We start from the raw sequence: 25,193 nt of genomic DNA, 5'->3' as shown, positions 1-25,193 counted from the left end.
ACGTTTGCGGCGCCATTCGCTGCGCAACCCTAGGGTACGCGGCCAAAGCCGCCGCTATATGCCAAAGCCGCCGCTATATAGTGACATCCTCAGGCAATGTCGACTCTGCTCGCCGTCCTGCTTCCTTCCGCCGCGCCGAGCGTATCTGGATGGCATTTTGTCACCGTCGGGGCGAGTATGTTTCGCCGGAAATCGGGCGGGCGCTCGGCCTATCCGCCAACCATGAGCTTGACGACTTCGTCATGATTAGTCTCCGAAATCTTGCGCTCGCCGGCCTGGATGCCGCGGCGCAGCACGACGATACGGTCGGAAACGGCGAAAATGTCCTGCAGATTGTGCGAGATGAAGATCACCCCCCGGCCTTGCGCCTTGAGCTGGTGGATGAGCGAGATGACCTTGCGCTGCTCCGGCACGCCGAGGGCTGCGGTCGGTTCGTCCATGATCAGGATCTGCGCGTCCCAGTAGACGGCCCGGCCGATGGCAACGGCCTGCCGTTGACCGCCGGAGAAATTGCTGACCGGGGCGTCGAGCCGGCTGACATGGAAGTCCAGCCGTCCCATCGTTTGCTTGGCGGCGACGGCCATCGCCTTGCGGTCGAGCACCGGCAAGAAACCGAAAGCCTTGCGCATGGGTTCACGGCCGAGGAAGATATTGGCGCCGATGGACAAATTGTCGGCGAGAGCGAGATCCTGGTAAATGGTCTCGATGCCTTTTTCGCGCGCCTCCTGCGGCGTCGCGAAGGTGACCGGCTGCCCCCTCAGCAGAATTTCACCGCCGGTCGGCTGAAAGACGCCCGATATCGCCTTGATCAGCGTCGTCTTGCCGGCGCCGTTGTCGCCGGCCAGCGCCACCACTTCGCCCGGCCGCACGGCCATGGAGAAATCGTTCAGCGCCTGCACCGCGCCGAAATGCTTGGAAAGGTGCCGGACTTCGAGGAGGGGGGTGGTTGGTTCGGAACTATTCATCCTGGCGAGCTCCACTGAACCGGCGCTGCGCCTGGTCGATAAGGACGGAGATAATGATGACCAGGCCGACGGCGATGAACTGCCAGAACGGCTCGACATTGACGAAAACCAGCCCGTATTGAATGACCGCTATGACCAAGGCGCCGGCGACCGTCCCGAAGATGGTGCCTGAGCCACCGAACAGGCTGGCGCCGCCGATTACCACGGCTGCCACGCTGTCCAGCAGCAAGGGCTCGCCGGCCTGGGCGGCGCCCGCGGTGAAGCGCGCTGCATAGAGCGCGCCCCCGAGGCCGGCGCACATCGCCGAAAGCACGTAGAGGCGCAGGATGTGGCCCCTGATGTCGATGCCGGCGCGGCGCGCCGCCTGCACATTGGCGCCGATGGCGTAGTTATGCTGGCCGAACCGGGTCTGGCTCAGGATGTAGTGCATCACCACGACAAAGACGGCGGCAATGATGACGAGATAAGGCACCCCGTAGAACCTGCCGTTGCCAAGCAGCGCGAACCACGAATTCTGGACCGGCACCGTCGTGCCGCCGGCCAGCAGGAACGCAGCGCCGCGCGCCACGCCAAACATGCCAAGCGTGCCGATGAAAGGGGGAATTCTGAGGCGCGAGATCAGCAAGCCATTGATGACGCCAGGCACGCCGGCGACGATCACGGCCGCCAGAATGCCCAACATCATGGCCAGAGGCACCGGCATGGCGACGCCAGCCATATTCGTGGCGTGGGCGGCGACGACGGCCGCGAGACCCATGATGAAGCCCAGCGAGAGGTCGATGCCTCCCGAAATGATGACGAAGGTCTGCCCGGTCGCCAGCAGCAACGGCGCCACGGCGAATATCGCAATGGACTGCACGTTGAACGGGTTGAGCACGAAGGTCGCGCCGAAGGAGAGCCTCGACCAGACCTCGAAACAGATGATCAGGCCCGCAAGGAACAGCCAGGCGCGCCCTTCGGCGATGCGTGCGAGCCAGCTCCTGGCCGGATCACCGTGATCCGCCTGAGGAGCGACATGCGTTTCGGTTGGTGATGTTGAAGTCATGGATGGTTCCGATCCGCAGAGCGGCCTCCGACAAACAGGGTCAAAGCGACCCGGCGCAGGTCTCCTTCCGGCAGGCCGGAAGGAGACTGGCTGGACTTATTCGGAATAGAGGTATTTCGAGATGTTCGGGTCGGCGATGTTGGCCTTGTCCATGATCGTAAAGCCGGTGCCGATCGCAACCGGGATCGACTGGCCGGTCAGATGGGCATAGGCCGACACGACGCCGAAATAGCCGATTTCCGCGGGATGCTGGGCAATCGCGACGTCGACAAGGCCAGAGTTGATGTTGTCGGCAATGCTGGTCGGCGCGTCGAACGCCACGACCTTGACGGTGCCGGTCTGCCCGGCCTGCTGGACGCCATTCGCCGCGCCAAGCGCCGAGAACAGGTTTGCGCCGAACACCCCGACGAGATCGGGATTGCGCGCGAACACAGCCTGCAGCTGCGAGGCCGCCTTGTTGGCGTCATTGTCGTTGAACTGGGTTTCGAGAAGGGTGATGCCGGGATGGTTGGCCGCCATCTCCTTCTTGAAGCCCTCTTCACGCTGGTCGGTGGTCGAAATGCCGGGCTTGACGTTCGAAACATAGACCTTGCCCTTGTCGCCTATGGCCTTGGCCAATGCCCGCGCGGCGATCTCGCCGCCCAGAATGTTGTCGGAGGCAATATAGGACAGTGGGAAATCCGCCTCGCCGGCGCCGGTCTGGTAGACGCCGCTGCCGATGAAGGTGTCGACGGTGATCACCGGAATGCCGGCGTCATGGGCCTTGCGCAGGGGTTCGACCAATTGAACCTTGTCGGTCGGCGCGATCAGGATGGCATCCGGCTTCTTGGCGATGACCGCGTCAAGCACGGGGACTTGCGTTACCGGATTGAAATCCGGGGCGCCCTGGAAAACCAGGGTCACACCAAGGGCATCGGCTGCCGCCTGGGCTCCCTTGCGCATGGTGATGTAAAAGCCGTCGGTGGTAAGACCCGGAATGAGCGCAATGGTGTATTTTTTGTCCTGCGCCAATGCGGGCGTGACCAGCGCCGCTGCGCAGATGGCGAGAGCCGCCAGAGCGGCAACAATCTTCTTCATAACATCCTCCTCCTAATGTTGGCAGATTTTGCCGTTGCGAGTCGTCCCGGCTCTGTGAAGTGCTGGCGGCGAGAAGCGGGTTTCGCCTGCTTGCTGTTATGGGGCAGCCTCCTCCCAAGCGCCCCAGTCATTAAATCGACCGTCGAAACCGACCAGCCTGATGCGCAGTCGCGTTACGAGCCTCCGCAAGGTGCAGGAAACTGCGCCGCTCGGCGCGCATGCTTGCCTAGCTGCAATGTTGTAACACTTTGCTGAAAGAAATTGCAACCGCACATTTCCGGGATCGAAACGCTTTCAAACCGGACACCATCTGTCTGCTCCGCAGAGCCCCTCCCGCAGACTATTGCCCCAACGCCTTGACGACACAACTGATGATTTCGCGGCGATGATTTCGCGGCTGCGGGTTGGGTGTCGATCGGTCTGGAATCGATCAGCTGTGCCGATGTCACGTATCGGCGTGCCCAGCATTATCGGGGCAAGAGAGCCTCGAGAATGGCCTGGGCCGTCTTCGTGTCCGTCACCAGAGCATTGATGAGCCTGGCGCGGACGGCACCTATGATCGCCTTCGCCTTCTCCGGCGAGGCGGCAACGCCGATCACCAGCGGGACGGCTCGAAGCTGGGCCGGCGACATTGCGATCATCCGGCCCTCCCCCTCCCACGGGATGAGCTTGCCTTCGGCGTCGAAGTAGTGGCGGATGACGTCTCCCGCCGCATGAAACAGGGCCTGTTCGCTCAGCGTGGCCGCGCTCGCTTCGGGCGGATTGATGGCATGGGGCAGGCCGATGCCAACGATCGCAACGTCGGTGCGGTCCCAAAGCGCGACGCTGTCGCGGATGGCCGCATCGCCGAGGAAGACCTCACGCAATTCGGACGACGGCAGATAGGGCGCATGGATGAAATGCGGCGTCCCGCCCAGCTCTTCTGCGGCCAGCCGCACAAACTCGTTGATCTGAAAATGCGCCGCCTGCTGCTGCATGCCGCCGGTGGCAGCGACGGTAAGAACGCCGGGAATGCGCGGCAGGCCTGCCTGGATCACCTCGCGAATGGCTCGCCCCCAGCCGATGGCGACGACCTTGCCGGCCGTCAGTCCCGCTTGCTTGAGCAAGGCGCCGAGCGGCGCAGCGAGCGCCGCCAGCGCACCGGCTGACGGCGTTTCGATGACCGCCGCGTCACGCAGCCCGAGTGCCTCGACCAGTTGCGTGGTGATGCCTTCGGGGGTTGCAAGATCGAGAACTTCGATCCGCACGATGCCCTCCGCTCTCGCCCGCTGCAGGAGGCGCGATATGGTCGCGGTGGAGACGCCAAGCCGCCGCGCGATATCGACCTGCGACATGTCCGCCTCATAGTGCAGTTTGGCGACCGTATGCAGCATCGTCCGCGATGCGGGTGCATCTTGTGCGGGAGGTGCAGACAGCTTGCAATTCCTTTCAGCAATGTGTTACAGACCCATCGACCGATGGGAGTTATCGCGCAAATCCGGCTGACTCGCAACGTGGGCTGGTTTCCACGGCAGATTGCGGCCAAGGCCGAATTTCTCGGTCCGATAGCGCAGCAAAGCGGCAAAACCTCCTGTCGGGAGGCAGGTAAAACTGAACCTTTCTTGTTTCCACTGATCTGCGCCCCGGTGAATGGGCGCCAACATCGGACAGAAGACCCATGACAAAGATGACGACCGCAGAGTTGCGCGGCTACCAGCAGATATGCGGCAAGGACGGGGCGATGATGGCCATCGCCTGTGACCAGCGCGGCGGCATGCGAAGCTTGCTTGCGTCGGACCCTGAAGAACAGGCCAAGATCACCAACGACATGCTGGGCGACACCAAGTCGGACATCACGCGATACCTCGCCAGCCAGGCATCCTGCGTGCTGCTCGACCCGCTCTGCGCGGTGCCGCGGGTTGTCGATGACGGGGTGCTGAGCCGCGATACGGCTCTGCTCATCGGCCTCGACGCTTCGGGCTTCGACGTCTCGCCTGCCGGCTACCGCCTGTCGCGTCTCGTTCCCGGCATCGGCGCGCGCCGCGTGCGCGAGCTCGGCGGCACCGGCGGCAAGATCATGGTCTATCTCAGGCCCGACAGGCCTGAGGCGAACGAGCATAATGTCGCCATTCTGCGCCAATGCATCGCCGATTTCGCGCAAGAGGACCTCCTGCTCGTCGTCGAGTTCCTGACCTATCAGCTCGAAGCGGAAAGCCTTGAAGAGTATACGGCCAAGATCCCCTGGCTCGTCGAAGAGGGCACCCGTATTTCGCTGGAATGCGGGGCAAAGGTGCTCAAGCTTCCTTATCCCGGAACGCCGGAAGCCTGCGCCAGGATCAGCAGAATGGCTGGCGAGGTGCCTTGGGCGGTCCTCTCCGCCGGCGTCAACCACGCAACCTTCCTGGGCCAGGTCGAGATCGCGATGCAGAACGGCGCGTCAGGCGTCATCGCCGGCCGGTCGCTGTGGAAGGACTGCATCTCGCTCGACCGTGACATTCAGCGTGAAAGGCTCAGGACTATCGCGGTGTCGAGATTGCGCGAGCTTCAGGCGGTGATCGGAAACTACCGGCAGCAAGCCGCTTAGCAGATGACCCCGAACCGAAGGTCCGCGGATGCAAAATCGAAGTCGATCTTCGAAAAGGATCATGCGCAAATCAAAGTACTATAGCGTCCTGTGCGCACCAGGATGCGCGGCGCTGTAGCTATCCGACGTTCACACCAGGCACGCACGGGACGTCATGCCTCTGACCATGATCCCGAAAAGTGGGGACCGGTTTTCGGAGAAGATCATGGTCAAACAGCAAGATAGAGCCCCATTTCGATTTAGTCGAAATGGAACAGGCTCTGGTTCGATGGCCATAGGAATCGATATCGGCGGCACCAATCTGCGCGCCGCCCGTGTTTCCGGCACGGGCGAAATCCTCGAGCGCATTTCCGAGAAAAGCGCGCCGGACCCCGAGCTCGTGCTCTCCCGGATCGCCGAAATGGTGCGCCGGCTCGATTGTCCCGAAGTTGCGGCCATCGGCATCGGCGTCCCCGGCCGCGTCGATGCGCGGCTTGGCGCGGTCTTGTCAGGGGGCTATGTCAACCTCGCCTCGGTCTCCCCTGCGCAACGACTGGAAAGCCTGGCGGGCAAGCCCGTGGTGATCGACAATGACTGCAACATGGCACTGGTCGCGGAAATGGCCCTCGGCGCTGCCAGAGGCCATGAAAGCATCGTCATGTTCACGATCGGGACCGGCATTGGCGGTGCCGTGGTCCAGGACCGGCGGATCGTCCGCGGCAAAGGGACGGCGGGGCAGCTCGGCCATATCACCGTCGACCTATCAGGCGAAGCGTGCGTCTGCGGCCGGCGCGGCTGCGTTGAAACCACCAGCTCAGGCACGGCGCTTGGCCGTCACATCGCGCGGGCAGGCCTCGGTCCGGACGTTTCGGTCGATCAGCTTTTTGCCCGGGATGCGGGCGGCGATCCCTTGGCGCGCGGTATATTGGAAGCCTGGGCCGGGCCGCTGCGTGCGGCAATCGACACGACCGTGGCCATGTTCGACCCCGACCTGGTGCTGCTCGGCGGCGGACTTGGCCTGGCGGCCGATCGGGCGCTTGCCAGGGCTCCTGCCCTGGCGCCCTGGTACCAATGCCCGGTGGAAGCGGCGCAACTGGGTGACGACGCCGGGGTCATCGGCGCCGGTCTGCAAGCGCTCGCCGCGCAAGCGGCAGTTGCACAATCAGCAGTTGCAGAAGGCTCGCCAGTACCCTTGCCGACCGCCCGGCTCGATCGCACCAGGCGCGCCGTGCCCGGCCGGCGCGCCGTGCTCGTCAACGGCATCCCCGCCAGCGGCAAAAGCACGGTCTCGCGCGGCATCGCCGCGCGCATGGGCTGGCCATTGCTGGCGCTCGATACGATCAAGAACCCGTTCCTCGAAGTGCTCGGCGGCGGCGATCGCGAATTCAACCGCATACTCGGCCGCGCCAGTTACCAGGCCATCTGGTCGGTCGTCGGCGAGGCCCCGGCGGGCGCCACATTTGTCATCGACGCCTGGTTCGGCTTCCAACCGCGCCAGGTGCTCGAGGATCACCTGCGCAGCGCCGGCGTCGAGCAGACCGCCGAGATCTGGTGCCATGCGCCCGGCGAGGTTCTGGCCGAGCGCTATCGCGCAAGGCTCGACCAGCGTCCCGCCGGCCATCCCGGCGCGGCCTACATCCCCGAACTGATCGAACTGGCCAAGCGCGCCGAGCCGCTGCGGCGCGGACCGCTGCTTGACGTCGACACGACCAGACCGATCGCTTTCGACGCCATCACGCAATGGCTGCAGGGGACGATTGCGGCTGACAGGTAGGCAGCGCAGCCCCTAAGCACGTCGCGTTTGAACGGATGCATGCGACGCGCCTTAAGTTATTCCCGAGCGTCAGGATGCTGCCGATCCATGTTCTCTATCACCGCACAAATGAGGAGGATTCATACAAAGGCCTCGCAGAAGGCTGATACAATGAGTAGTTAACCCGTCCTTCAGTGGGCTTGCATAAGCTTACGTTGCGAATCGGCATGGGAAGCGAACCGACTGGTCTATGGCCCTAAAGAAAGAAAACGCGCTGGAGGCCAGAATCCTTCAAGATCAGCTTGCTGATCTGAAGGCCGGTCTCTTCGTATCGATGCCGATAAGCACTATGCTATCAGGCCTGATTTTGACAGTGCAGGCCTTTTCTGGCGGGGGCTTTGCCGCCGCAATCTGGTTCCTGGTTGTCAATGCCATAAATGCCGCCCGCCTCGGACTCGCCCGTTATCAGCTAAACGAGACGGGGGATCAGGACGATTTAACAGGGATTTCGCAGCGGCTTCGCTGGTTTGGCATCCTTGCTCTTCTGTCAGGGTTTGCCTGGTCCTTTCTTGCCGTCCTTACCGTTGGCTACACAACGCCGCAAGCGCCGCTGCATCTGATTATTCTGGCAGGCATCTCAGCTGGTGCGGTTACATACGGCAGTTCATATGCCGCGGCCGCGATCAACTTCATCACGCCGCCGCTTGTGATCGCGATGGGTTGCCTGTTGGCGAAAGGCAACTTTGAAGATTACATTCTGGCCTTTGCCGTTCTGCTCTTCGTGGGCGGCTTGGTTCGAGGCTCGTTTGTAGGGCAAGCCCGCTTCCGCGAAGCAAGCCGCCTGAGACATGAGGCGGAGCGGCTTGCGGCGGAAATGGAGCGCAATTCCAGGGAGGACCACCTGACGGCCCTTCTCAACAGACGGGGCCTCGAACACGCGATCAATCAGCTCGAGAATACGGACGGCCCGTTCGTTGCAATGCTGATTGATCTGGACGGCTTCAAATCTGTCAACGATACCTACGGTCACAGGACCGGTGATGAACTGCTCGTCATGATCGCCCGCCGCATAGAGCAGGAAGCGCCGGCAGGCTCAACGCTCGCCCGTATCGGTGGCGATGAGTTCGTGCTGTTTTTTCCCTCACTCAGGAGTTCGCTTTCTCCCAGTACCCTCGCATCCAATATCATAGCCAAAGTCGCCAGCCCCTATCCTAAAGTCGCGTCCGTCCGGATCGGTGCATCGATCGGAATATACCTGGCTGAAAGGCCGGGGCTGACGGAAATGTTGCTGCGGGCGGATGTCGCTCTTTACACGGCCAAGCGTCGTGGCAGGAACGAAATTCGCCTGTTCGATGCCGAACTCGACAGGGAATTGCAACGTCGCCAGTCCATCGAACGCGACCTTCATTCGGCGATAGAGGCGAGAAGGGTGGCACCTTGGTTCCAGCCCATCGTAAGACTCGATACCGAGGCCGTGATCGGTTTTGAAGCCCTGCTGAGGTGGTCCCATCCGATCCATGGTTCCATCTCTCCACCCGAAATCATGACAGCCGCACGCGAAACGGGAATGCTTCAACTGTTAACGCAAACGGTATTCTCCGACTGTTGTGCTCTTATCGACGGCTTGGTGAAAGCTGACCGTCGAGATGTTCGTGTGGCAATGAATGTTTCTCCGCGCGAATTGGAAGCCGGCGATATCGACGACATGGTTCTGAATGGTCTGGCGGCAAAAGACCTCCCGACAACGATGTTCGAAATCGAGATTACCGAAGAATCTCCAGTGGACCCGGAAAGACTGGATGAAAAGCTCGGACGGCTTTCACATGCCGGCATTTCCATCGCGCTCGATGACTTCGGCACCGGCTTTTCCACGTTGGCATCGCTCAAGGACAGTCGGATACGCAAGGTGAAAATAGATCAAGGCTTCATCCGCGGCTTGGCCAAGTCTCGGGAGGACCAGCTGCTTGTCAAAACGGTGATCGACCTTGGTCGGGCGCTCGGGATCGATGTCATGGCCGAGGGCGTCGAAACAGAGGCGGACCGGCAAATTCTGTACAAGCTCGGCTGCAGAACTGCTCAGGGCTTCCTATTCTCCAAGGCGGTGCCGCTAAGCCAGGCGCTTGAGGTGACACTAAAAGAGCACGCCACGGAGTTGTGAGGGCACACGCCATCAATGAAACCGCTGCGTGATCTCTGATCATGGGTGGTCAGGGGCGAGCGGTACGCTGGCTGTGCTGTCGCTCGCCGAACACGGCCTTGGTGATCGTGGCGTGCACGCCGAAATTTCCGTCGGCGACTTGCGTAATGCCGAAGTCGGCGGCAAGCGACATGATGCTCAACACCTCGTCCTCCGTGAGATCGTATGTCTGCATGATGAATCGGCGCGTCTGGCGGAAGGCGTTGCGCAGCGCCAACTCGATGGTGGATGTCTTGTAGACGTCCGACTGCGCGTTGCTGCCGAGGTCCCTGAGGTAGTTGGGATGGCTAAAACTCTGTATCACCCAGTTGTGCTCGGTTTCGATGAGCGGCGAGTTGAGACCGCGCAGGAAAGCCGGGCACACTTCGCCCGCCTTGTGCAGCTTGATGATGATGTCGCCGGTCAGCGAACACTCAAGACCCGTGCCGTTGATCTCGCCGTCCGCCTGCGCGAAATGCCCATCGCCGAGCGAGAGCAGTGCGCCCTGAACCGCAACGGGCAAATACAGCTTCGCGCCGGCTCCGATCCTCCAATTGTCGATATTGCCGCCGAAATAGCCCGGCGGGATGGAATCGACCAGGTCGGCCTCGCGCGGAGCCACCGCGATGCACCCGAAGTGCAGGCGCGCCGGTATGCGCACGCCGCTACCACTCAAGTCGCGATGCGAAACCTTGCTGTGGTCGACGGGTATGCCAGGATAGTCGATCGTCGCGTGGACAACGCCGAAGGGGTCGGTCTGCGGCTGCCATTCGTAGCTGTACAGCGGCCGCGCTGCGGCCGGGCACCGCATGTCGATCTCGAAGATAGTCACCGTTTCGCGTTTGGCATCCCGGTCCAGAAGGTCGTGATACTGATACCCCCACCACGCCGATACGTTCGATGCGAAGGCCTTGCCGGGAAAGGCAGCGCTCGGCCGTGGCCGAATTTCGACGAACTCGATCTCGAGCACGTCGCCGGGCTCGGCGCCGCGCACATAGATCGGGCCAGTCATGATGTGAACGCCGAACCCCTCGCCAGCGCCGCGCCCAAAGATGGAAGCGTTTGCCGGACCGGCCCCGCGACGGTCGACGCGCTTGTGTTCGGGTGACCAATCGAACACGCTTTCAGCCCCGCTGTCACCCGCCACCATCCGCTGCCAGTCGTCGCCCGCGTGCTGAGTGAGTGTCTCAACGGTGACTGAATCGCCCGGATCGACGCGCAACACCGGCGGCAGCGAGCGGCTGAAAAAGCCCCAATGCACGGTCTCCGCTGTTGCTGGCAAATGCCAATGGTCCCTGCGTTCGCGCGCTCTTGCCGTTGGTGGGCGATCCATAGCGGCCTGCAGCATCGGGGCCGGCCGCGCCGCCGCCGACTTGCGGCCGTCCGGTTTGCCGCGCAGCGGATAAGCCTCCTCCGTCTGCGACCTAGCGCGCCTCACCTGCCTGGGACTCATTCCAAACGTCGCGCCGAAAGTGCGGCTGAAATGCGATTGATCGCGAAAGCCCCAGCGCTGTCCGATCGCGGCCACGCTTTCATGTGCATGGTTGGGATCCGCCAGGTCGATGCGGCAATGTTCGAGGCGCTGCTGGCGCACATATTCGGAGAAGCTTTCGCCGCGCCTCTCGAACAGTTTTTGCGCGTAGCGTACGGAAAGCCCTTCCAGTCTCGCGATCAGGGCCAAGGCAAGATCCCGGTCCGACAGCCGGGTGTCAATCGTCGCCGCGACGCGCCTGAAATGCGCCGCTTGCACCCCGGTCAGGCTGCCAGCGGGCTCACGTACCTCGCCAAGCAGGGCGCTTGCCACGAGTTCCGTCAAAGCCACTTCGGCGGCTGTCAGATCGGCCGCACCGGAAGTCTCGAGATTGGAGCCCAGCGTTCGCAATCCGGATTTCGCAACCGCAGCGACGACGGTGCTGCCTAGCACCTTCGGCAAGCGGATGCCGCTGCGGCCCAGCCGTGCTTCCAGCGGACCGGCGGCCGCCTGAAGTATGAACGCGCGGAAGTCACTGCGAAAGGTCATAGACCAGTCGTCGGCCGTGCCGAGCACCATCATGTCGCCGTCAGCGAGATCGAACGCCTGGTGCGGGGCGACAAGACGCCCGCGCCCAGCAACGATGAGAGCGAATAGAATCCCGTGGTCCCGGCGCATCGGCACGATGCGCTGGGGTGTACCAGATACGTCGGCGAGGCGCGTGGTGGCGTTCGCTGCCCGCAGGTGCATGGTGCCTCTCGGGATCGGCTGGTCGTCGACAGACGCGGAAAGCGAAAGCTCCTCAAACCAGTCGAGCCACGCCTTGTCGCGGTGTTCGAGGGGCAGATGGTCGATCGATCGCAGAGCCGCAACCATAAGAGAAGAGGGTCTTTGTTGCATACTGCAGCGGCCTTTCCGGGGCGCGTTACGTCCATCAGGCGACCCGCCCGCCGAGATTCACTTTAGCGCGACGCCGGCGACAGTATTTGTGCGCATGCGAACAATCTCTTGACTTTACCCTGTCACCAGGCGGAGCTCAAGCTCGCCGGTCTTGCCGGCGTGAGCGTAAGCCATTGAATTGACACGTATTTATTTAGGCAACAGCGCGATGCATTGATTTCGCGGCCGGCTGGCTGGATTGCCGATGGCGCGCGTGATGCATAAAATCGCGCACATTCCTTCCAACAAAAACAAGGGGACTGTTCATGTGCAAAGGCGATGATATCAGCTGTCCGCATTTCGAGCTTCACTACAACAAGTTGAAGCAAGATCTAAATGCCGAGCGACGCGGCTTTCTGAAGGGGGGCCTGTTCGCGGCCAGCGGTCTGGCCACGCTGGGCGCCGGTGGCATCTCGCTGGTCACACCCGCACTGGCGCAGGCCACGTCATCGAAGCTGCCTGCACAACGCGCCTATCATTATTTGCCGGCCAACGCCGAGACCGTGCATTGGGGCTACCTCAGCAAATCGCTGAAGCCGCGCATCGAGGTCAATTCCGGCGACATCGTCACGATCGAGTCGCTCACCCACCATGCGGGCGATGACCTGGAGCGCATGGTTGACGGCGACGAGGGTGCAGAGAGCGTCTATCTCTGGACGAAAGAGAAGAAGGGCGTCGACCGCCGCGGTGCCGGCCCTACCGACCCGGCCAAGTACAAGAAAGGTTCTGGTGAGGGGCAGGGCGTGCACATCATGACCGGCCCGGTCTATGTCCGCAACGCGGAGCCGGGCGACATATTAGAGGTGCGGATTCTCGATTGCGGGCCGCGTCCCTCTGGCAATCCCAAGTTCAGCGGCAAATCATATGGCTCCAACGCGGCGGCCAATTGGGGCTTCCACTACAATGATCTCCTTGGCGGCACCAAGCGCGAGGTCGTCACCATCTACGAGGTCGACGTTGCCGGCGGCAAAAGCTGGGCCGAAGCGGTCTACAATTTCCAATGGGTGCCGCAGACTGACCCGTTTGGCGTCAGGCATGACACGATCGACTATCCCGGGGTTCCGGTCGACCACAGCCTGACCAAACGAAACTACGATGTGCTGAAGGGCGTGAGACTGCCCATTCGCCCGCATTTTGGCACGATCGGACTGGCACCGAAAGAAGCGGACGTCGTAGACACCATCCCGCCGAGCTACACCGGCGGCAACATCGATAACTGGCGCATCGGCAAGGGCGCCACGATGTATTATCCGGTCTCCGTCGACGGCGCGCTGCTCTCGGTCGGTGATCCCCATGCCAGCCAAGGCGACAGCGAATTATGCGGGACGGCGATCGAATGCTCGCTCACCGGCACGTTCCAGCTCATCTTGCACAAGAAAGCGGACCTAGCCGGCACACCGCTCGAGGAGCTCAACTACCCCATGCTCGAGACGCAAACGGACTGGCTGGTGCATGGGTTTTCCTACGCCAACTATCTTGAGGAACTGGGACCGAGCGCTCAGAGCGACATCTATTCGAAGTCGTCTGTCGACAGAGCGCTGCGCGATGCGTTCCGGAAGATGCGCCACTTCCTCATGACAACCAAAGGACTGACAGAGGACGAGGCGATTTCCCTGATGTCGATCGGAGTAGACTTCGGCATCACCCAGGTCGTCGATGGAAACTGGGGGGTGCATGCGGTGGTGAAGAAGGACATCTTCGCCGCACGTGTCGCCTGAGATGGTGGGTAACTAAATCTCGCATCACATCGCCGTTACTCGGAAGCTCGACAAAGGCTAAAGCGCGTCGCGTTTGAAGGAATTCATGCGAAGCGCTTTACGCTGCGCACCCTCGGGTCAGGCCCGAGGGCATGCTTTTGCGCAACATGCATCAGGAATCCGAACCAAGCGGGGCACCGACCGGTCCCTCCGTAAGAACGGACATCTGTAGCCAAGAGAAGCGGCCGAAACCGAAGAAGGCGACCGTGCACCAATGGTACCGTTGGCTGGGATCGAACCAGCGACCTCCGGATCCACAATCCGGCGCTCTAACCATCTGAGCTACAACGGCACGTTCGCCTGAGCGGGATGGAACGTTCATCCTCCGAGACCCGCTCTGTCGTTCGGCGATGCGTCCATACGGGCTATCGGAGTTTAATTCAAGGCTTTTGGCCGCGCATGGCCCGGAAAATCAGAATCGATTTCGCTGGGGATCATGCGCAAAATCCCAGGGTTCCGCAGCGTGCTTTGCGCGTCCAGGAAGGCGCCGGCGCTGTAGGCAAAGGGTGCTCCGGCACCGACATCATATTCGCCGGGCAAAGAAAAAGGCCGGCGGGAGGAGGTGCCGGCCTTTTCCTGTTCCGAGCCAGCGGGAGGAGGTGCTGGCTGGTCATCCCGGAGAGCAGAGGGAGGAGGTTCCACCCGCCGGGTATTCGCTTGGACCACTATATCTCACATAATCCTGTTCGAAGAAATGCGACCTTTTGTTGCATCTTCGAACTATGCGCAAATATTAGGCGATCTTAACTTCCTTCATCGCCTTCTCGAAGGCGGTCTTGATCGGCTTGGAGACGTCCTCGGCCGCCTTGGAGGCGACGGTCTGGAAATCCTTTGCCTGCTCGACAGTCATCTCGACCTGCTTGCGCAGGAATGCGGTCTGCAGTTCGACGACTTCCGACAGCGACTTGGCGCCGATCAGAGCTTCGAAATGCGACAAGCCGGCTTCAGTATTGGCGCGCAGAGCGGCAATGGTCTTGAGCGACAGGTCGTTGGAAACGGTCTTGGCGGTCTCAAAGGTGGACTCAAGGGCCTTCTGGGTCTCTTCGGCGCCGGTCTTCAGCTTGGCATAGGCCTCTTTCGACTGCTCGACGCCCTTTTCGGCGAAAGCACGGATCTGGTCGGTGGCCTTGGAAGCGTCGAAGCTCGGGAATTCAACGTTTTCGATAGTATCAGCGGTCTTGGTCCTGGACAATTTTCCATCCTTTGCAGTGGTAGCGGCTTCGATAGGAAAGCCGTCTCGTTCATGTATGATGGCAATATAAAGGCAAATCTTGTGCATTGCAATATCTTTGTTGCAGCGCACCATAAATTTTCTCTCCCAGCGTTAACCACGCGCCCAGAGATTCCGGCGGTTGCACGCTATGGCTTGTGGACCTTCGCACCGTCGGCTTTTATTAACAAAGCGTTAACTGCAAACTGCCCGCTTCGTAAGGGTTCCCAAAGCGCATGCCGTCTGAAAACTACTCCTTCCTCGACGTCGCCGTGCTCGACGCGGTCCGCCAGCGCTTTGCCGCCGGCGACGCGATCGCCCTTTTGTCGGCAGACCTCGAACAGGTGATCTGGGCCAACGGACCAGGGGCAGCGGTGTTCGGCTACCCCGACATGGAGGCGATCATCGGCGCCTCGGCCGGCTTGCCGCCGATCGCCAGGCGCCAGATCATGGCGACAAGCGGTTTTCCACAGATCGGCCGCGACCGCGCCATCACGGTGCGGCTGGCAACCGGGCTGACCAGCCGCGCGGTTGGCTTTCTGGCCAGCGCGGTGACAATGCCTGACGGCGAAAACGCCATCATGCTGGCGGTGCCGGCGACGCAGACCGGCTCGCGCAGCGCCGCCGAGCTTGCCGCTCGGGCCATCAGCGGCTTTACCGAAGACGGTCATTTCATCGCCTTCGTCGATGCCAACGGCAACATAGAGGCCGCTTCCGATGATTTTTCGGCACTCGGCATCCTGCCCGAAACGCTGACAGCGCTTGTCGCCGATGTTGCGAACGAGAGCGGTCGCGTCGTCAAACGCCTCGTTCCTGGCGGCACCGCTTCCTACCCGGCCGGCCTCGCCCGGCTGACTGACGAGCGGCACCTGCTGGTGGTGATCGACGAGAACCAGCTGGACTCCGAAGCAGCCCCTGCTGGCGTGCTCAGCGCAGGGGCGGCGGCCGATGCCGCAGTCCCGCCAAAAGCACAACAGGACAACCCGCCGGCAACAGTCGCGAAAACGGCTGCGGCAGTGCAGACATTTGCGGCAGCCGACGAAGACACTTCGCTGTCGGCGGAGCATGATGTTCCCGATTCCAGTGGGCCCGATTCCACTGGGCTCGATTCGACCGGATCTCATTCAACTGCGCCAACCGAGCAGGGTCCGGAAGCGGCCGGCGGGATACCTCCACAGCATGACCATTGGTATTTCAGCGCCAGCGAGGAGGAGGCGCAAAAGCCGGGACCGGATGCATCCGGTCCTGTCGAGGCGGATGCTTCGGCGGAAAGCTTCGCACAAAATGCCGTCAGGGCCGCCTCCCCGGTCAAAAATGCCATCCCCTCGATCGACCGCGCGGCGGCGCCCCTGCGTTTCGTCTGGCGCACCGACGCCGAGGGCAGATTCAGTGCGCTGTCGACGGAATTCGCGGAACTCGTCGGCAAGCCTGCCGCCGATGTGATCGGCCGGCGCTTCAGGGACGTCGCGGCCACCTTCGACCTCGATGCGACCGGCGACATCGCCGGCCTGCTCGACCGACGCGATACCTGGTCCGGCCGCTCGGTGCTGTGGCCGGTCGCCGGCACCGATTTCAAGATACCCGTCGACCTGGCGGCGCTGCCCGTCTACGGCCGCAGCCGTGCCTTCGAAGGCTTTCGCGGATTCGGCGTTGCTCGCACCGGCGATGCGGTGGTCGATCCGGAAGCGATCGGCATGGCGCTTGTCGCCAATGCCGACGTCCCCGTGGCCGGCGAGCCGGAAGTCGCCAAAACGCCTGACGAAACCGACCCGTTCCAGGGCGAGGTGCCGGCGCTGACCATCGTGCCGAAGCCGGAGCGGCGCTTAGCCGACAAGGTGATCCGGTTGGCGGAGCACAGGCAGCCGGCCAACGATAAAGGCCTGTCGACGCTGGAACGCAGTGCATTCCGTGAGATCGGCGAGCGGCTCAAGAAGGACAATCCCCCGACCGAACAGCCCGCTGCCGCAATTGCGGCAGAGCCGGCTGCGGCGGAACCGACCGAAACCGATGTCGAAGACGAGAAGGATGTCGCAAGGCTCGACGGTGAGCAGCCGCAAGCAACCGTGTCCGACCTCTCAGGCTCGCTGCTCGACTATGCCGACCGGGACTACGTCGCCGACGATGGCGACGGTGCGCCGGTCTCCGAGCCGGACAAACCGGCGCAGGAGATCGCTGAGCCCACCGACGCCGCCAGTCGATCGATCGCCGAAGACGCCGACAGCATGACGGCCGCCGATTTCCGCGATGCAGAAGACAGCGAGGACTCGGCGCGACCCGAAGACGGCGAAACCGGTTCGCCAACCGATGGCATCGGCGATGCCGGCGACGTCGAGCCGACGACGGTCGAGCGGCCGCGCCTGCCGGTGCCGCCGCTCAAGCTCGAAGGGTTCGTGCCGTCGGCTTTTTCGACCGCGGACGACAACAAGGCTCCGGACATTTCGATCCTCGGCAAGCTGCCGGTGCCGCTGCTGATCCATTCCGGCGACGATCTTCACTATGCGAACGAGGAATTCCTCAGCCTGACCGGCTATGACACGCTCGACCAGTTGGAGGATGCCGGTGGCCTCGACGCGCTGTTTGCCGATCCTTACGACGGCAGCGCCTCCGATGGAACCGACCACGCGCTGCGGTTGAAGACGCGTGACGGTCAGGAGTTCCCGATCGAGGCCATTTTGCGCTCGGTGCCATGGCGTGGCGGCAAGGCGCTGATGCTGGTCGTGCGCCGTTCCGGCGACGACGAGGCAGCAGGTGCCGCCGACGACCAGACGCAGCCGGACACTTCGGAGCTCAAGGCGCGCATTGCCGAGATGCGCACTATCATCGACACCGCGACCGACGGCGTCGTGCTGATCGGCCGAGACGGAACGATCCGCTCGATCAGCCGACCGGCGGAGGCGCTGTTCGGTTTCGACAGCGACGAGGTGACCGGAAAACCCTTCGTCTCGCTGTTCGCGATCGAAAGCCAGCGCGCCGCGCGAGACTATATCGACGGATTGTCCGAGCCCGGCGTGGCGAGCGTGCTCAACGACGGCCGCGAGGTGATCGGACGCGAGGCGCAGGGGCGCTTCATTCCGCTGTTCATGACCATCGGCAGGCTGCCCAACGACAGCGGTTTCTGCGCGGTGGTGCGCGACATCACCCAGTGGAAGCGGGCCGAAGAGGATCTGACCCAGGCGCGCGCCGTGGCCGAGCGCGCTTCCTCGCAGAAGACCGACTTCCTCGCCCGCATCAGCCACGAAATCCGCACGCCGCTCAACGCCATCATCGGCTTCTCCGAGTTGATGGTCGACGAGAAATTCGGACCGGTCGCCAATGACCGCTACCGCGACTATCTGCGCGACATCAACCGGTCGGGCAACCATGTGCTCGACCTGGTCAACGATCTGCTCGATATTTCGAAAATCGAGGCCGGCCAGCAGGAGATGGCCTATGAGGCAGTGTCGCTCAACGACACGCTGGCCGAGACGGTGGCGATGATGCAGCCGCAAGCCAACCGCGAACGTGTCATCATCCGCTCCAGCTTCGCCTCCCGGCTGCCGGAAGTGGTGGCCGATCTGCGCAGCGTACGCCAGATCGCGCTGAACATCCTGTCGAATGCCATCCGCTACACGCAGGCCGGCGGCCAGGTGATTGTATCGACAGCCTACGAGAACTCCGGCGACGTCGTGATGCGCGTGCGCGACACCGGTATCGGCATGAGCCAGTCCGAGATCGAGCAGGCGCTCAAGCCGTTCAAGCAACTCAACGCGCTTAAGCGCGGGCGCGGCGACGGCACCGGTCTCGGGCTGCCGCTGACCAAGGCCATGGTCGAGGCGAACCGGGCCCGGTTCACCATCAACTCGACGCCCGGCGAGGGCACTCTGGTCGAAGTCGCTTTCCCGTCGACCCGCGTGCTGGCGGATTAGGGCAGCGGACTTTCGGCCCGTCCGTGTCGCCGCTCTATCTCTTTGTTTGAGCACCGGATTTCCCAAAACCGGTGTCCACTTTTGGCTCATGCTCGGCACACAAAAGAAAGGCGTCCAACAGGACGCCTTGAATGATCGATTGCTGTACATCGGGGGCTTGAGCGAATTCAGATCCTCTGGGGATTTAGAGGAACGGGATTTCTCCCTCAAGTTACGCACGACTATCGATGTCGGCCCTTAACAAAACCTTACCGGCACCGCGAATAATTTACCAATGTGTACCACTCATGAAATCTAGGTAAATTCGAGCGAGATATTTCGTTAACCGTGCTCGGCTCCGTTTGAACGCCTGACGGTTCTCATGTCCTGGACCTCGAGAAACTAATCGGCCAGCTGCGGCAGGTCGCGGAACAGCTCGAGCGCTTCGGGATTGGCCAGCGCCTCCTTGTTCTTGACGGCACGGCCATGCACCACGTCGCGCACCGCAAGCTCGGTGATCTTGCCCGATTTGGTGCGTGGAATGTCGGCGACGGCGACGATTTTAGCCGGCACGTGGCGCGGGCTCGCGCCGCTGCGGATTTTCGCCCGGATGCGTTTTTCCAGCTCGGCGTCGAGTTCAACGCCGGCCGCCAGCCGCACGAACAGCACGACGCGCACGTCGTTGTCGAAGTCCTGGCCGATGCACAGCGCTTCCAGGATTTCCGGCATCTGCTCGACCTGATTGTAGATTTCCGCCGTGCCGATCCGCACACCGCCAGGGTTGAGCGTCGCGTCGGAGCGGCCGTGGATGATCAGGCCGCCATGGGCGGTCCATTCGGCGAAGTCACCGTGGCACCAGACATTGTCGAAGCGCTCGAAATAGGCGGCGTGGTATTTCTTGCCTTCGGGATCGTTCCAGAAGCCGATCGGCATCGCCGGGAACGCTCTCGTACAGACGAGCTCACCCTTTTCCTGCCTGAGCGGCTGGCCGTCGTCGTCCCAGACATCGACGGCGAGGCCGAGGCCAGGTCCCTGGATCTCTCCGATCCACACCGGTTCGATCGGCACGCCGAGCACGAAGCAGGAGACGATGTCGGTGCCGCCGGAGATGGAGGCGAGATGCACGTCTTTCTTGATGCCGTCATAGACGAAGCGGAAATCTTCCGGCGACAGTGGCGAGCCGGTGGAGGAGATCGTGCGCACGCTGGAAAGATCGTGCGTGTTGATCGGCCTGAGGCCGGCCTTGCGCACGGAATCGATGAATTTGGCCGAGGTGCCGAAATAGGTCATCTTCTCGGCGTCGGCGAAGTCGAACAGCACGTTGCCGTCGGGGTAGAAGGGCGACCCGTCATAAAGCAGAAGGGTTGCGCCCGACGCCAGGCCTGAGACCAGCCAGTTCCACATCATCCAGCCGCAGGTGGTGAAATAAAAGAAGCGGTCGCCGTCGAGCAGGCCGGCGTGGAGCCGTTCTTCCTTGACATGCTGGATCAGCGTTCCGCCGGCCGAATGGACAATGCATTTGGGGATGCCGGTCGTTCCGGAAGAAAACAGGATGTAGAGCGGATGCGCGAACGGCAACCGTTCGAAGGTGACCGACTTGGCAGCGAACGATGAGAGCGCCTCGTCCAGCGCAGTCGCCTTCTCGATGGTCGCCGCCACGTCGGTCGACGTGCCGAGATAGTCGACGATCAGGATCTTGCGGACGGTGACGAGCTTTGCCGCAACGGCCGCGATCTTGTCGGCAACCTCGATCGCCTTGCCATTGTACCAGTAACCGTCAGGCGCGATGAAGACGACAGGCTCGATCTGCCCGAACCGGTCCAGAACGCCCTGCTCGCCGAAATCGGGAGAGCAGGACGACCACACGGCCCCGATCGAGGCTGTCGCCAGCATTGCCGCCACCGTCTCCGGCATGTTGGGCATCATGGCAGCGATGCGGTCACCCTTTTTCACCCCGAGCGACAGGAAAAGCTGCTGCAGCCGCGAGGTCAGCGCATGCAACTCGTTCCAGGAGAGCCGGCGCTCGACCTTGTCCTCGCCGCGAAAGACGATGGCGTCACCGAGCCCAGTTTTTTTCAACAGGTTCTCGGCGAAGTTAAGCTTGGCGTCGGGAAAGAAGGCGGCGCCGGGCATCTTCTCGCCATCGACAAGCACGCGCTCGCCGCCACTGATCCCCCCATTGGCGCCCTTGTCGCCGACGATCCCGCAAAACTCCCAGACCAGGCTCCAGAACGCCTCGCGATCGTCGATCGACCAACGATGAAGATCGCCGTAGGAGGGAAAAAACCTGCCGGTTGCGGCCGCCGCGGCCTGCATGAAGGCGGTCATCGGCGCCGCGTCGATCTGGTCTTTGGTCGGTATCCAGAGCGGTGCGTCGCCAGCCATGATCGTTCCTCCTTAAAGCACGTTACGCTTGAAGAGATTCACGCGACGCGCTTTAGACTTTTGTTATTATCATGTTATCCAAAAACGTTGCGCATTTTGGCGACATGCATTGGCATCGCTTATGCATATCGCAACGCAGCAGAGCAAGATTTTGTTCGGCCGAGCGACGCGGATGTGCGCAAATGCCATCGCTGGGCCATAAAGACTTGAAATGCGTCAGCCGTGGGTTACACCCGTCGGGCGTTTTTTTGTCGGAACGGAAGCATACGGGGCGACATGCCATCACCTTTGATCCGGCGCGGAATATGGGCGATCGGCGCTGCCGTGCTCGTCATCGCGCTGGCCGTTGCCGCCCTGCCGCTCGTCGCCTCGACCCGTATCGTGCGCGACCGCATCGCCTGGGAAATGAGTGCGTGGAGCGGTTTCAGGGTCACCATCGACGGCGCGCCACGGATCGAGGTCTGGCCGAATTTCCGTGCCATCTTGGCCGACGTGACGCTTTCGCAATGGACAGAGACCGACGCGCCGCCGGTGATCGAGGCTGAACGGGTCGAGGTCAATCTCTCCGCCATGGCGGCGTTGCGTGGCAATGTGGTGTTCTCGACGGCGCGGCTGATCCGGCCGACGATCAGGGTTCAACGCGCAGCACATGGACTTTTCCTGCCCGCCCTGCCTTCGGGCGGGCGCATCACCCGGTCCATCGACGTCGCTCGCGCCGTTGTCAGCGCCAATCCAGCCAAGCCGGACCTCAGCAAGCTGCCGGCTGATCCGTTCGGCACCGTGGAGTTCAGGAACGGCCGCGTGGTGACTTCCGTCGATGGCAAGGACGCTGAGATACTGAGCAGCCTGAGCGGCCAGGCGAACTGGGCCGCAATGAACAGCAATGCGACGCTGTCGGCGACCGGGATCTGGCGCGGCGAAAGCGTCGCCGTGGATGCCGCATCATCAAACCCGCTGGTGCTGTTTGGCGGAGGTGCGGCGCCGATGACGCTTTCATTCAAGGCGGCCCCTGCCAGTTTTTCGTTCGACGGCGTGGCCAGCATGTCCGAGAACGCCTATTTCGACGGCCAGGCAAAATTTGCCGCACCCTCGCTCAGGCGCGCGCTCGAATGGTCGCGGGCCGGCATCGCGCCGGGCGCAGCAATTGGCTCGGTTTCCGTTTCCAGCAAGCTCACGGCGACCTCCGGCCGCATTAAATTCGAAAACACCGAGATCGCCCTGGACGACAATCCGGGAATGGGTGCGCTGGATTTCTCCTTTGGCGAGGCGCGCCCGGTGATCGCCGGTACGCTCGCCTTCGAGACGCTCGACCTGCGGTCGTTTCTCTCCGCCTTCGCACCCTTGGCGCCCGCGAACGGCGCTGGCCCCGGCGAAATCGACATAAGCGTCGCCGACCGCATCGATCTCGATCTCAGACTGTCGGCAGCGCAGGCCACCGCAGGCGCCATCCAGCTTGCCGACGTCGCCGCCGCTGCCCAGGTCAAGAACGGTCTTGCCGTCTTCGATATTTCCGATGCATCGGCCTTTGGCGGCAACATCCAGAGCAGCCTTCGTTTTGACCGCAAGCCGGAAGGCACGCAGGTCGAGATCAGGCTGCTCGCCTCCGACATCGACGGCGGCGCTTTTGGCACCGCAGCCGGAATGACGCGACTGGTGCCGATTGGCACGGGAACCGTTTCGGTCATCCTCAAGGGGCCGGGCAGAACCTGGGATTCCATTTTCGAAAATGCCGACGGCTCGGTTTCGGCGAAATTCGGCCAAGGCGCGTTGAGCCGGTTCAACCTGCCGGCGTTTCTCAAACACAACGAACAGGGCGGGTTCTTCGCGCTCGACGATGTCTCCGACGGAACACTGCCGATCGACGGGGCCGAACTCAAGGCGAGCATTTCGAACGGTGTGGCGAAGATCGACAAGGCCGAAGCGAATTCGGCGAAGTACAAGATCTGGCTTTCCGGCATCGCCTCCTATGCCGGGCGCGGGCTGGCGCTGTCCGGCGGCATCATTCAGGCGGACCAGCCAGCCACGCAGACAAATAGCCAAGGTCCCAACCAGTCTTCGTTCTTCATCGGCGGAACGTGGAGCACGCCGTTCATTTCGCCGATAAGCCGCGGGGTATCCGGCGAGTAAGCAACGAAGCTGCTGCGGTCGTCGTCAGAAGTGCTTCCTGCCGGCTTTTGCTGCTGCCGCCCCTTTCGTCACCCACGCTGAGCGGCCTGCTCGTCGCGCTGGCGCTGGACCTCGCGCCGCTTGTTGGCGAGCGAAGCGATGATGACGCCGACCGCCACAACCGCGATCAGGATGGTGCAGGCGGCGTTGATCTCCGGCGTCACACCGAGACGAACCTGGCTGTAGATCTTCATCGGCAGCGTGGTGGCGCCAGGCCCTGAGGTGAAGCTGGCGATGACCAGATCGTCGAGCGACAGTGTGAACGCCAGCATCCAGCCGGACACGATCGCCGGCATGATGACCGGCAGCGTGATCTGGAAGAAGGTCTTCACCGGCGGCGCGCCAAGATCCATCGCGGCTTCTTCGAGCGAGCGGTCGAACGTGATCAGGCGCGACTGCACGACGACGGCGACGAAGCACATGGTCAGGGTGATGTGGGCAAGCGTGACGGTGACAAAACCGCGGTCGAGACCGACGGCGACAAAGAGCAGCAGCAGCGACAGGCCGGTAATGACTTCCGGCATGACCAGCGGCGCAAAGACCATGCCGGAAAACAGCGTCCGGCCCTTGAAGCGCGTGTAGCGCGTCAAGGTGAGAGCCGCCAGCGTGCCGAGCACGGTCGCCACGGTGGCCGAGATGACGGCGACGCGGGCCGTTACCCAGGTGGCGTCCATGAGGCCCTGGTTGTGGAACAGCGAGACGTACCATTTTGTCGAGAAGCCGCCCCAGACAGTGACCAGTTTCGATTCGTTGAAAGAGAAGACGACGAGCAGGACGATCGGCAGGTAAAGAAAGGCAAAGCCGAGCACGATCGAAGTGATGTTGAAGCGGCTCCAGGTCGGGTTCATCTGTCCTGCTCCTGGGCGCGGGCCTGGGCCCGCTGGAAGAGCATGATCGGCACGATCAGCAGCAACAGCAGGATGACGGCGACGGCCGAAGACACCGGCCAGTCACGATTGGCGAAGAACTCGTTCCACAGCGTCTTGCCGATCATCAGCGTCTGTGAGCCGCCGAGCAGGTCGGGAATGACGAATTCGCCGACGGCGGGGATGAACACCAGCAGGCAGCCGGCGATGACGCCGGGTAGCGACAGCGGAAAGGTGATCTTCCAGAAGGCGCTGGTCGGTGGGCAGCCGAGATCCTTGGCTGCCTCGATCAGCGAATAATCCATCTTTTCCAGCGACGAATAGAGCGGCAGCACCATGAACGGCAGGTAGGAATAGACGATGCCTATGAAGATCGCCGTATAGGTGTTGAGGATGATCAGCGGCTGGCTGATAACGCCGGTGGCGAGCAGCAGCTGGTTGAGCAGCCCCTCAGGCTTGAGGATGCCGATCCAGGCGTAGACCCGGATCAGGAACGAGGTCCAGAACGGCAGGATCACCAGCATCAGCAAAGTCGGGCGCAGCATCGCCGGGGCGCGCGCCATGCCGTAGGCGATCGGGTAGCCGACAAGCAATGTCAGCACCGTCGAGATGGCGGCGACGATGACGCTGGTCACATAGGCGTTGACGTAGAGCGCGTCCTGCGTCAGCCATGTGTAGTTGTCGATGCTGAGCTCATTCAGCTGGGCGAAGAAACCGGCAAGGCCGTCGCCGAAGCCGAGCACCGGCGTGTAGGGCGGTATGGCGATCGCGGTCTGCGATAGCGAGATCTTGAAGACGATGACGAACGGAATGAGGAAGAAGAAGACCAGCCAGAGATACGGAATGAGGATGACAAGACGGCCAACGAAGGCCTCTCCCGTTCTGGCCAGGGCGGATTTGCCGGCAGCGGTGGCTCGAGAGCTTGTTGCAGCGGTGACAGCGGCATTCGACATGGCC

The 25,193-nt window shown here is 62.3% G+C and carries 15 protein-coding genes and 1 tRNA gene; 6 read left to right on the top strand and 10 right to left on the bottom strand.

Features of this window, described 5'->3' with window-relative positions; genetic code table 11:
• Window positions 1–209: 209 nt before the first annotated feature.
• The 4 genes from AC0L2M_RS06255 to AC0L2M_RS06240 form a co-directional block, all read right to left on the bottom strand.
• Entirely contained in the window at window positions 210–965 is a 756-nt protein-coding gene (locus AC0L2M_RS06255) for an ATP-binding cassette domain-containing protein (RefSeq protein ID WP_023800331.1), read from the bottom strand.
• The gene (locus AC0L2M_RS06250) at window positions 958–2,010 is read right to left on the bottom strand and encodes an ABC transporter permease subunit (RefSeq protein ID WP_027156329.1); all 1,053 of its coding nucleotides are present in this window, start codon (window positions 2,008–2,010) and stop codon (window positions 958–960) included. The genes AC0L2M_RS06255 and AC0L2M_RS06250 overlap by 8 nt, the downstream gene beginning before the upstream one ends.
• A gap of 96 nt (window positions 2,011–2,106) precedes the next feature.
• Window positions 2,107–3,087: an ABC transporter substrate-binding protein gene (locus tag AC0L2M_RS06245; protein WP_473534346.1), complete on the bottom strand. Its 981-nt coding sequence runs from the start codon at window positions 3,085–3,087 to the stop codon at window positions 2,107–2,109.
• Between the two features lie 467 nt (window positions 3,088–3,554).
• Window positions 3,555–4,460 (bottom strand): sugar-binding transcriptional regulator, encoded by a 906-nt coding sequence (locus AC0L2M_RS06240; RefSeq protein ID WP_023800329.1) that lies wholly within the window; start codon window positions 4,458–4,460, stop codon window positions 3,555–3,557.
• Window positions 4,461–4,744: 284 nt separating this feature from the next.
• Here AC0L2M_RS06240 and AC0L2M_RS06235 point away from each other — a divergent pair, with 284 nt between their 5' ends.
• The 3 genes from AC0L2M_RS06235 to AC0L2M_RS06225 all read left to right on the top strand — a co-directional run bounded on the left by AC0L2M_RS06235 (window position 4,745) and on the right by AC0L2M_RS06225 (window position 9,540).
• The gene (locus AC0L2M_RS06235; RefSeq protein WP_473534345.1) at window positions 4,745–5,650 is read left to right on the top strand and encodes a tagatose-bisphosphate aldolase; all 906 of its coding nucleotides are present in this window, start codon (window positions 4,745–4,747) and stop codon (window positions 5,648–5,650) included.
• 268 nt (window positions 5,651–5,918) lie between these two features.
• Complete coding sequence (locus tag AC0L2M_RS06230; protein WP_473534344.1) at window positions 5,919–7,403, top strand: ROK family protein; 1,485 nt, start codon at window positions 5,919–5,921, stop codon at window positions 7,401–7,403.
• Between the two features lie 229 nt (window positions 7,404–7,632).
• Window positions 7,633–9,540 (top strand): putative bifunctional diguanylate cyclase/phosphodiesterase, encoded by a 1,908-nt coding sequence (locus tag AC0L2M_RS06225; protein ID WP_473534343.1) that lies wholly within the window; start codon window positions 7,633–7,635, stop codon window positions 9,538–9,540.
• A gap of 49 nt (window positions 9,541–9,589) precedes the next feature.
• Here AC0L2M_RS06225 and AC0L2M_RS06220 read toward each other — a convergent pair whose 3' ends face one another.
• Window positions 9,590–11,905, bottom strand: a complete 2,316-nt coding sequence (locus AC0L2M_RS06220; RefSeq protein ID WP_473534342.1) for an acetamidase/formamidase family protein — start codon at window positions 11,903–11,905, stop codon at window positions 9,590–9,592.
• 329 nt (window positions 11,906–12,234) lie between these two features.
• Between AC0L2M_RS06220 and AC0L2M_RS06215 the strand changes: the two genes are divergently transcribed.
• A complete protein-coding gene (locus tag AC0L2M_RS06215; RefSeq protein WP_473534341.1) occupies window positions 12,235–13,686 on the top strand; it encodes an acetamidase/formamidase family protein in 1,452 nt (483 codons plus the stop codon).
• A 254-nt stretch (window positions 13,687–13,940) separates the two neighbouring features.
• Here the strand turns inward: AC0L2M_RS06215 and AC0L2M_RS06210 are convergent.
• Together AC0L2M_RS06210 and AC0L2M_RS06205 are read right to left on the bottom strand one after the other, a co-directional pair.
• Window positions 13,941–14,017: transfer RNA gene (locus tag AC0L2M_RS06210), tRNA-His, on the bottom strand.
• A gap of 441 nt (window positions 14,018–14,458) precedes the next feature.
• A complete protein-coding gene (locus AC0L2M_RS06205; RefSeq protein WP_128166139.1) occupies window positions 14,459–14,917 on the bottom strand; it encodes a phasin in 459 nt (152 codons plus the stop codon).
• Window positions 14,918–15,171: 254 nt separating this feature from the next.
• Here AC0L2M_RS06205 and AC0L2M_RS06200 point away from each other — a divergent pair, with 254 nt between their 5' ends.
• The gene (locus AC0L2M_RS06200) at window positions 15,172–18,840 is read left to right on the top strand and encodes a PAS domain S-box protein (RefSeq protein ID WP_473534340.1); all 3,669 of its coding nucleotides are present in this window, start codon (window positions 15,172–15,174) and stop codon (window positions 18,838–18,840) included.
• Between the two features lie 381 nt (window positions 18,841–19,221).
• Here AC0L2M_RS06200 and AC0L2M_RS06195 read toward each other — a convergent pair whose 3' ends face one another.
• Window positions 19,222–21,204, bottom strand: a complete 1,983-nt coding sequence (locus AC0L2M_RS06195; protein WP_473534339.1) for an acetoacetate--CoA ligase — start codon at window positions 21,202–21,204, stop codon at window positions 19,222–19,224.
• A 276-nt stretch (window positions 21,205–21,480) separates the two neighbouring features.
• Here AC0L2M_RS06195 and AC0L2M_RS06190 point away from each other — a divergent pair, with 276 nt between their 5' ends.
• Window positions 21,481–23,331: an AsmA family protein gene (locus tag AC0L2M_RS06190; RefSeq protein WP_023800321.1), complete on the top strand. Its 1,851-nt coding sequence runs from the start codon at window positions 21,481–21,483 to the stop codon at window positions 23,329–23,331.
• Between the two features lie 68 nt (window positions 23,332–23,399).
• On the opposite strand, the gene AC0L2M_RS06185 is transcribed toward AC0L2M_RS06190, so the two are convergent.
• Window positions 23,400–24,218: an ABC transporter permease gene (locus AC0L2M_RS06185; protein ID WP_287065432.1), complete on the bottom strand. Its 819-nt coding sequence runs from the start codon at window positions 24,216–24,218 to the stop codon at window positions 23,400–23,402.
• Window positions 24,215–25,189 (bottom strand): ABC transporter permease subunit, encoded by a 975-nt coding sequence (locus tag AC0L2M_RS06180; protein WP_287377848.1) that lies wholly within the window; start codon window positions 25,187–25,189, stop codon window positions 24,215–24,217. The genes AC0L2M_RS06185 and AC0L2M_RS06180 overlap by 4 nt, the downstream gene beginning before the upstream one ends.
• Window positions 25,190–25,193 lie beyond the last annotated feature (4 nt).

It is taken from the genome of Mesorhizobium sp. WSM4806, from assembly GCF_055811635.1.
The sequence above is the reverse complement of the archived record's forward strand: the minus strand, read 5'-3'. Positions and strand labels throughout refer to the sequence as shown.

What these genes read in the sequence shown, in the direction of transcription:
- AC0L2M_RS06255 (WP_023800331.1), bottom strand. Translation starts at nt 965, where the DNA reads ATGAATAGTTCCGAACCAACCACCCCCCTCCTCGAAGTCCGGCACCTT.
- AC0L2M_RS06250 (WP_027156329.1), bottom strand. Translation starts at nt 2,010, where the DNA reads ATGACTTCAACATCACCAACCGAAACGCATGTCGCTCCTCAGGCGGAT.
- AC0L2M_RS06245 (WP_473534346.1), bottom strand. Translation starts at nt 3,087, where the DNA reads ATGAAGAAGATTGTTGCCGCTCTGGCGGCTCTCGCCATCTGCGCAGCG.
- AC0L2M_RS06240 (WP_023800329.1), bottom strand. Translation starts at nt 4,460, where the DNA reads ATGCTGCATACGGTCGCCAAACTGCACTATGAGGCGGACATGTCGCAG.
- AC0L2M_RS06235 (WP_473534345.1), top strand. Translation starts at nt 4,745, where the DNA reads ATGACAAAGATGACGACCGCAGAGTTGCGCGGCTACCAGCAGATATGC.
- AC0L2M_RS06230 (WP_473534344.1), top strand. Translation starts at nt 5,919, where the DNA reads ATGGCCATAGGAATCGATATCGGCGGCACCAATCTGCGCGCCGCCCGT.
- AC0L2M_RS06225 (WP_473534343.1), top strand. Translation starts at nt 7,633, where the DNA reads ATGGCCCTAAAGAAAGAAAACGCGCTGGAGGCCAGAATCCTTCAAGAT.
- AC0L2M_RS06220 (WP_473534342.1), bottom strand. Translation starts at nt 11,905, where the DNA reads ATGGTTGCGGCTCTGCGATCGATCGACCATCTGCCCCTCGAACACCGC.
- AC0L2M_RS06215 (WP_473534341.1), top strand. Translation starts at nt 12,235, where the DNA reads ATGTGCAAAGGCGATGATATCAGCTGTCCGCATTTCGAGCTTCACTAC.
- AC0L2M_RS06200 (WP_473534340.1), top strand. Translation starts at nt 15,172, where the DNA reads ATGCCGTCTGAAAACTACTCCTTCCTCGACGTCGCCGTGCTCGACGCG.
- AC0L2M_RS06195 (WP_473534339.1), bottom strand. Translation starts at nt 21,204, where the DNA reads ATGGCTGGCGACGCACCGCTCTGGATACCGACCAAAGACCAGATCGAC.
- AC0L2M_RS06190 (WP_023800321.1), top strand. Translation starts at nt 21,481, where the DNA reads ATGCCATCACCTTTGATCCGGCGCGGAATATGGGCGATCGGCGCTGCC.
- AC0L2M_RS06185 (WP_287065432.1), bottom strand. Translation starts at nt 24,218, where the DNA reads ATGAACCCGACCTGGAGCCGCTTCAACATCACTTCGATCGTGCTCGGC.
- AC0L2M_RS06180 (WP_287377848.1), bottom strand. Translation starts at nt 25,189, where the DNA reads ATGTCGAATGCCGCTGTCACCGCTGCAACAAGCTCTCGAGCCACCGCT.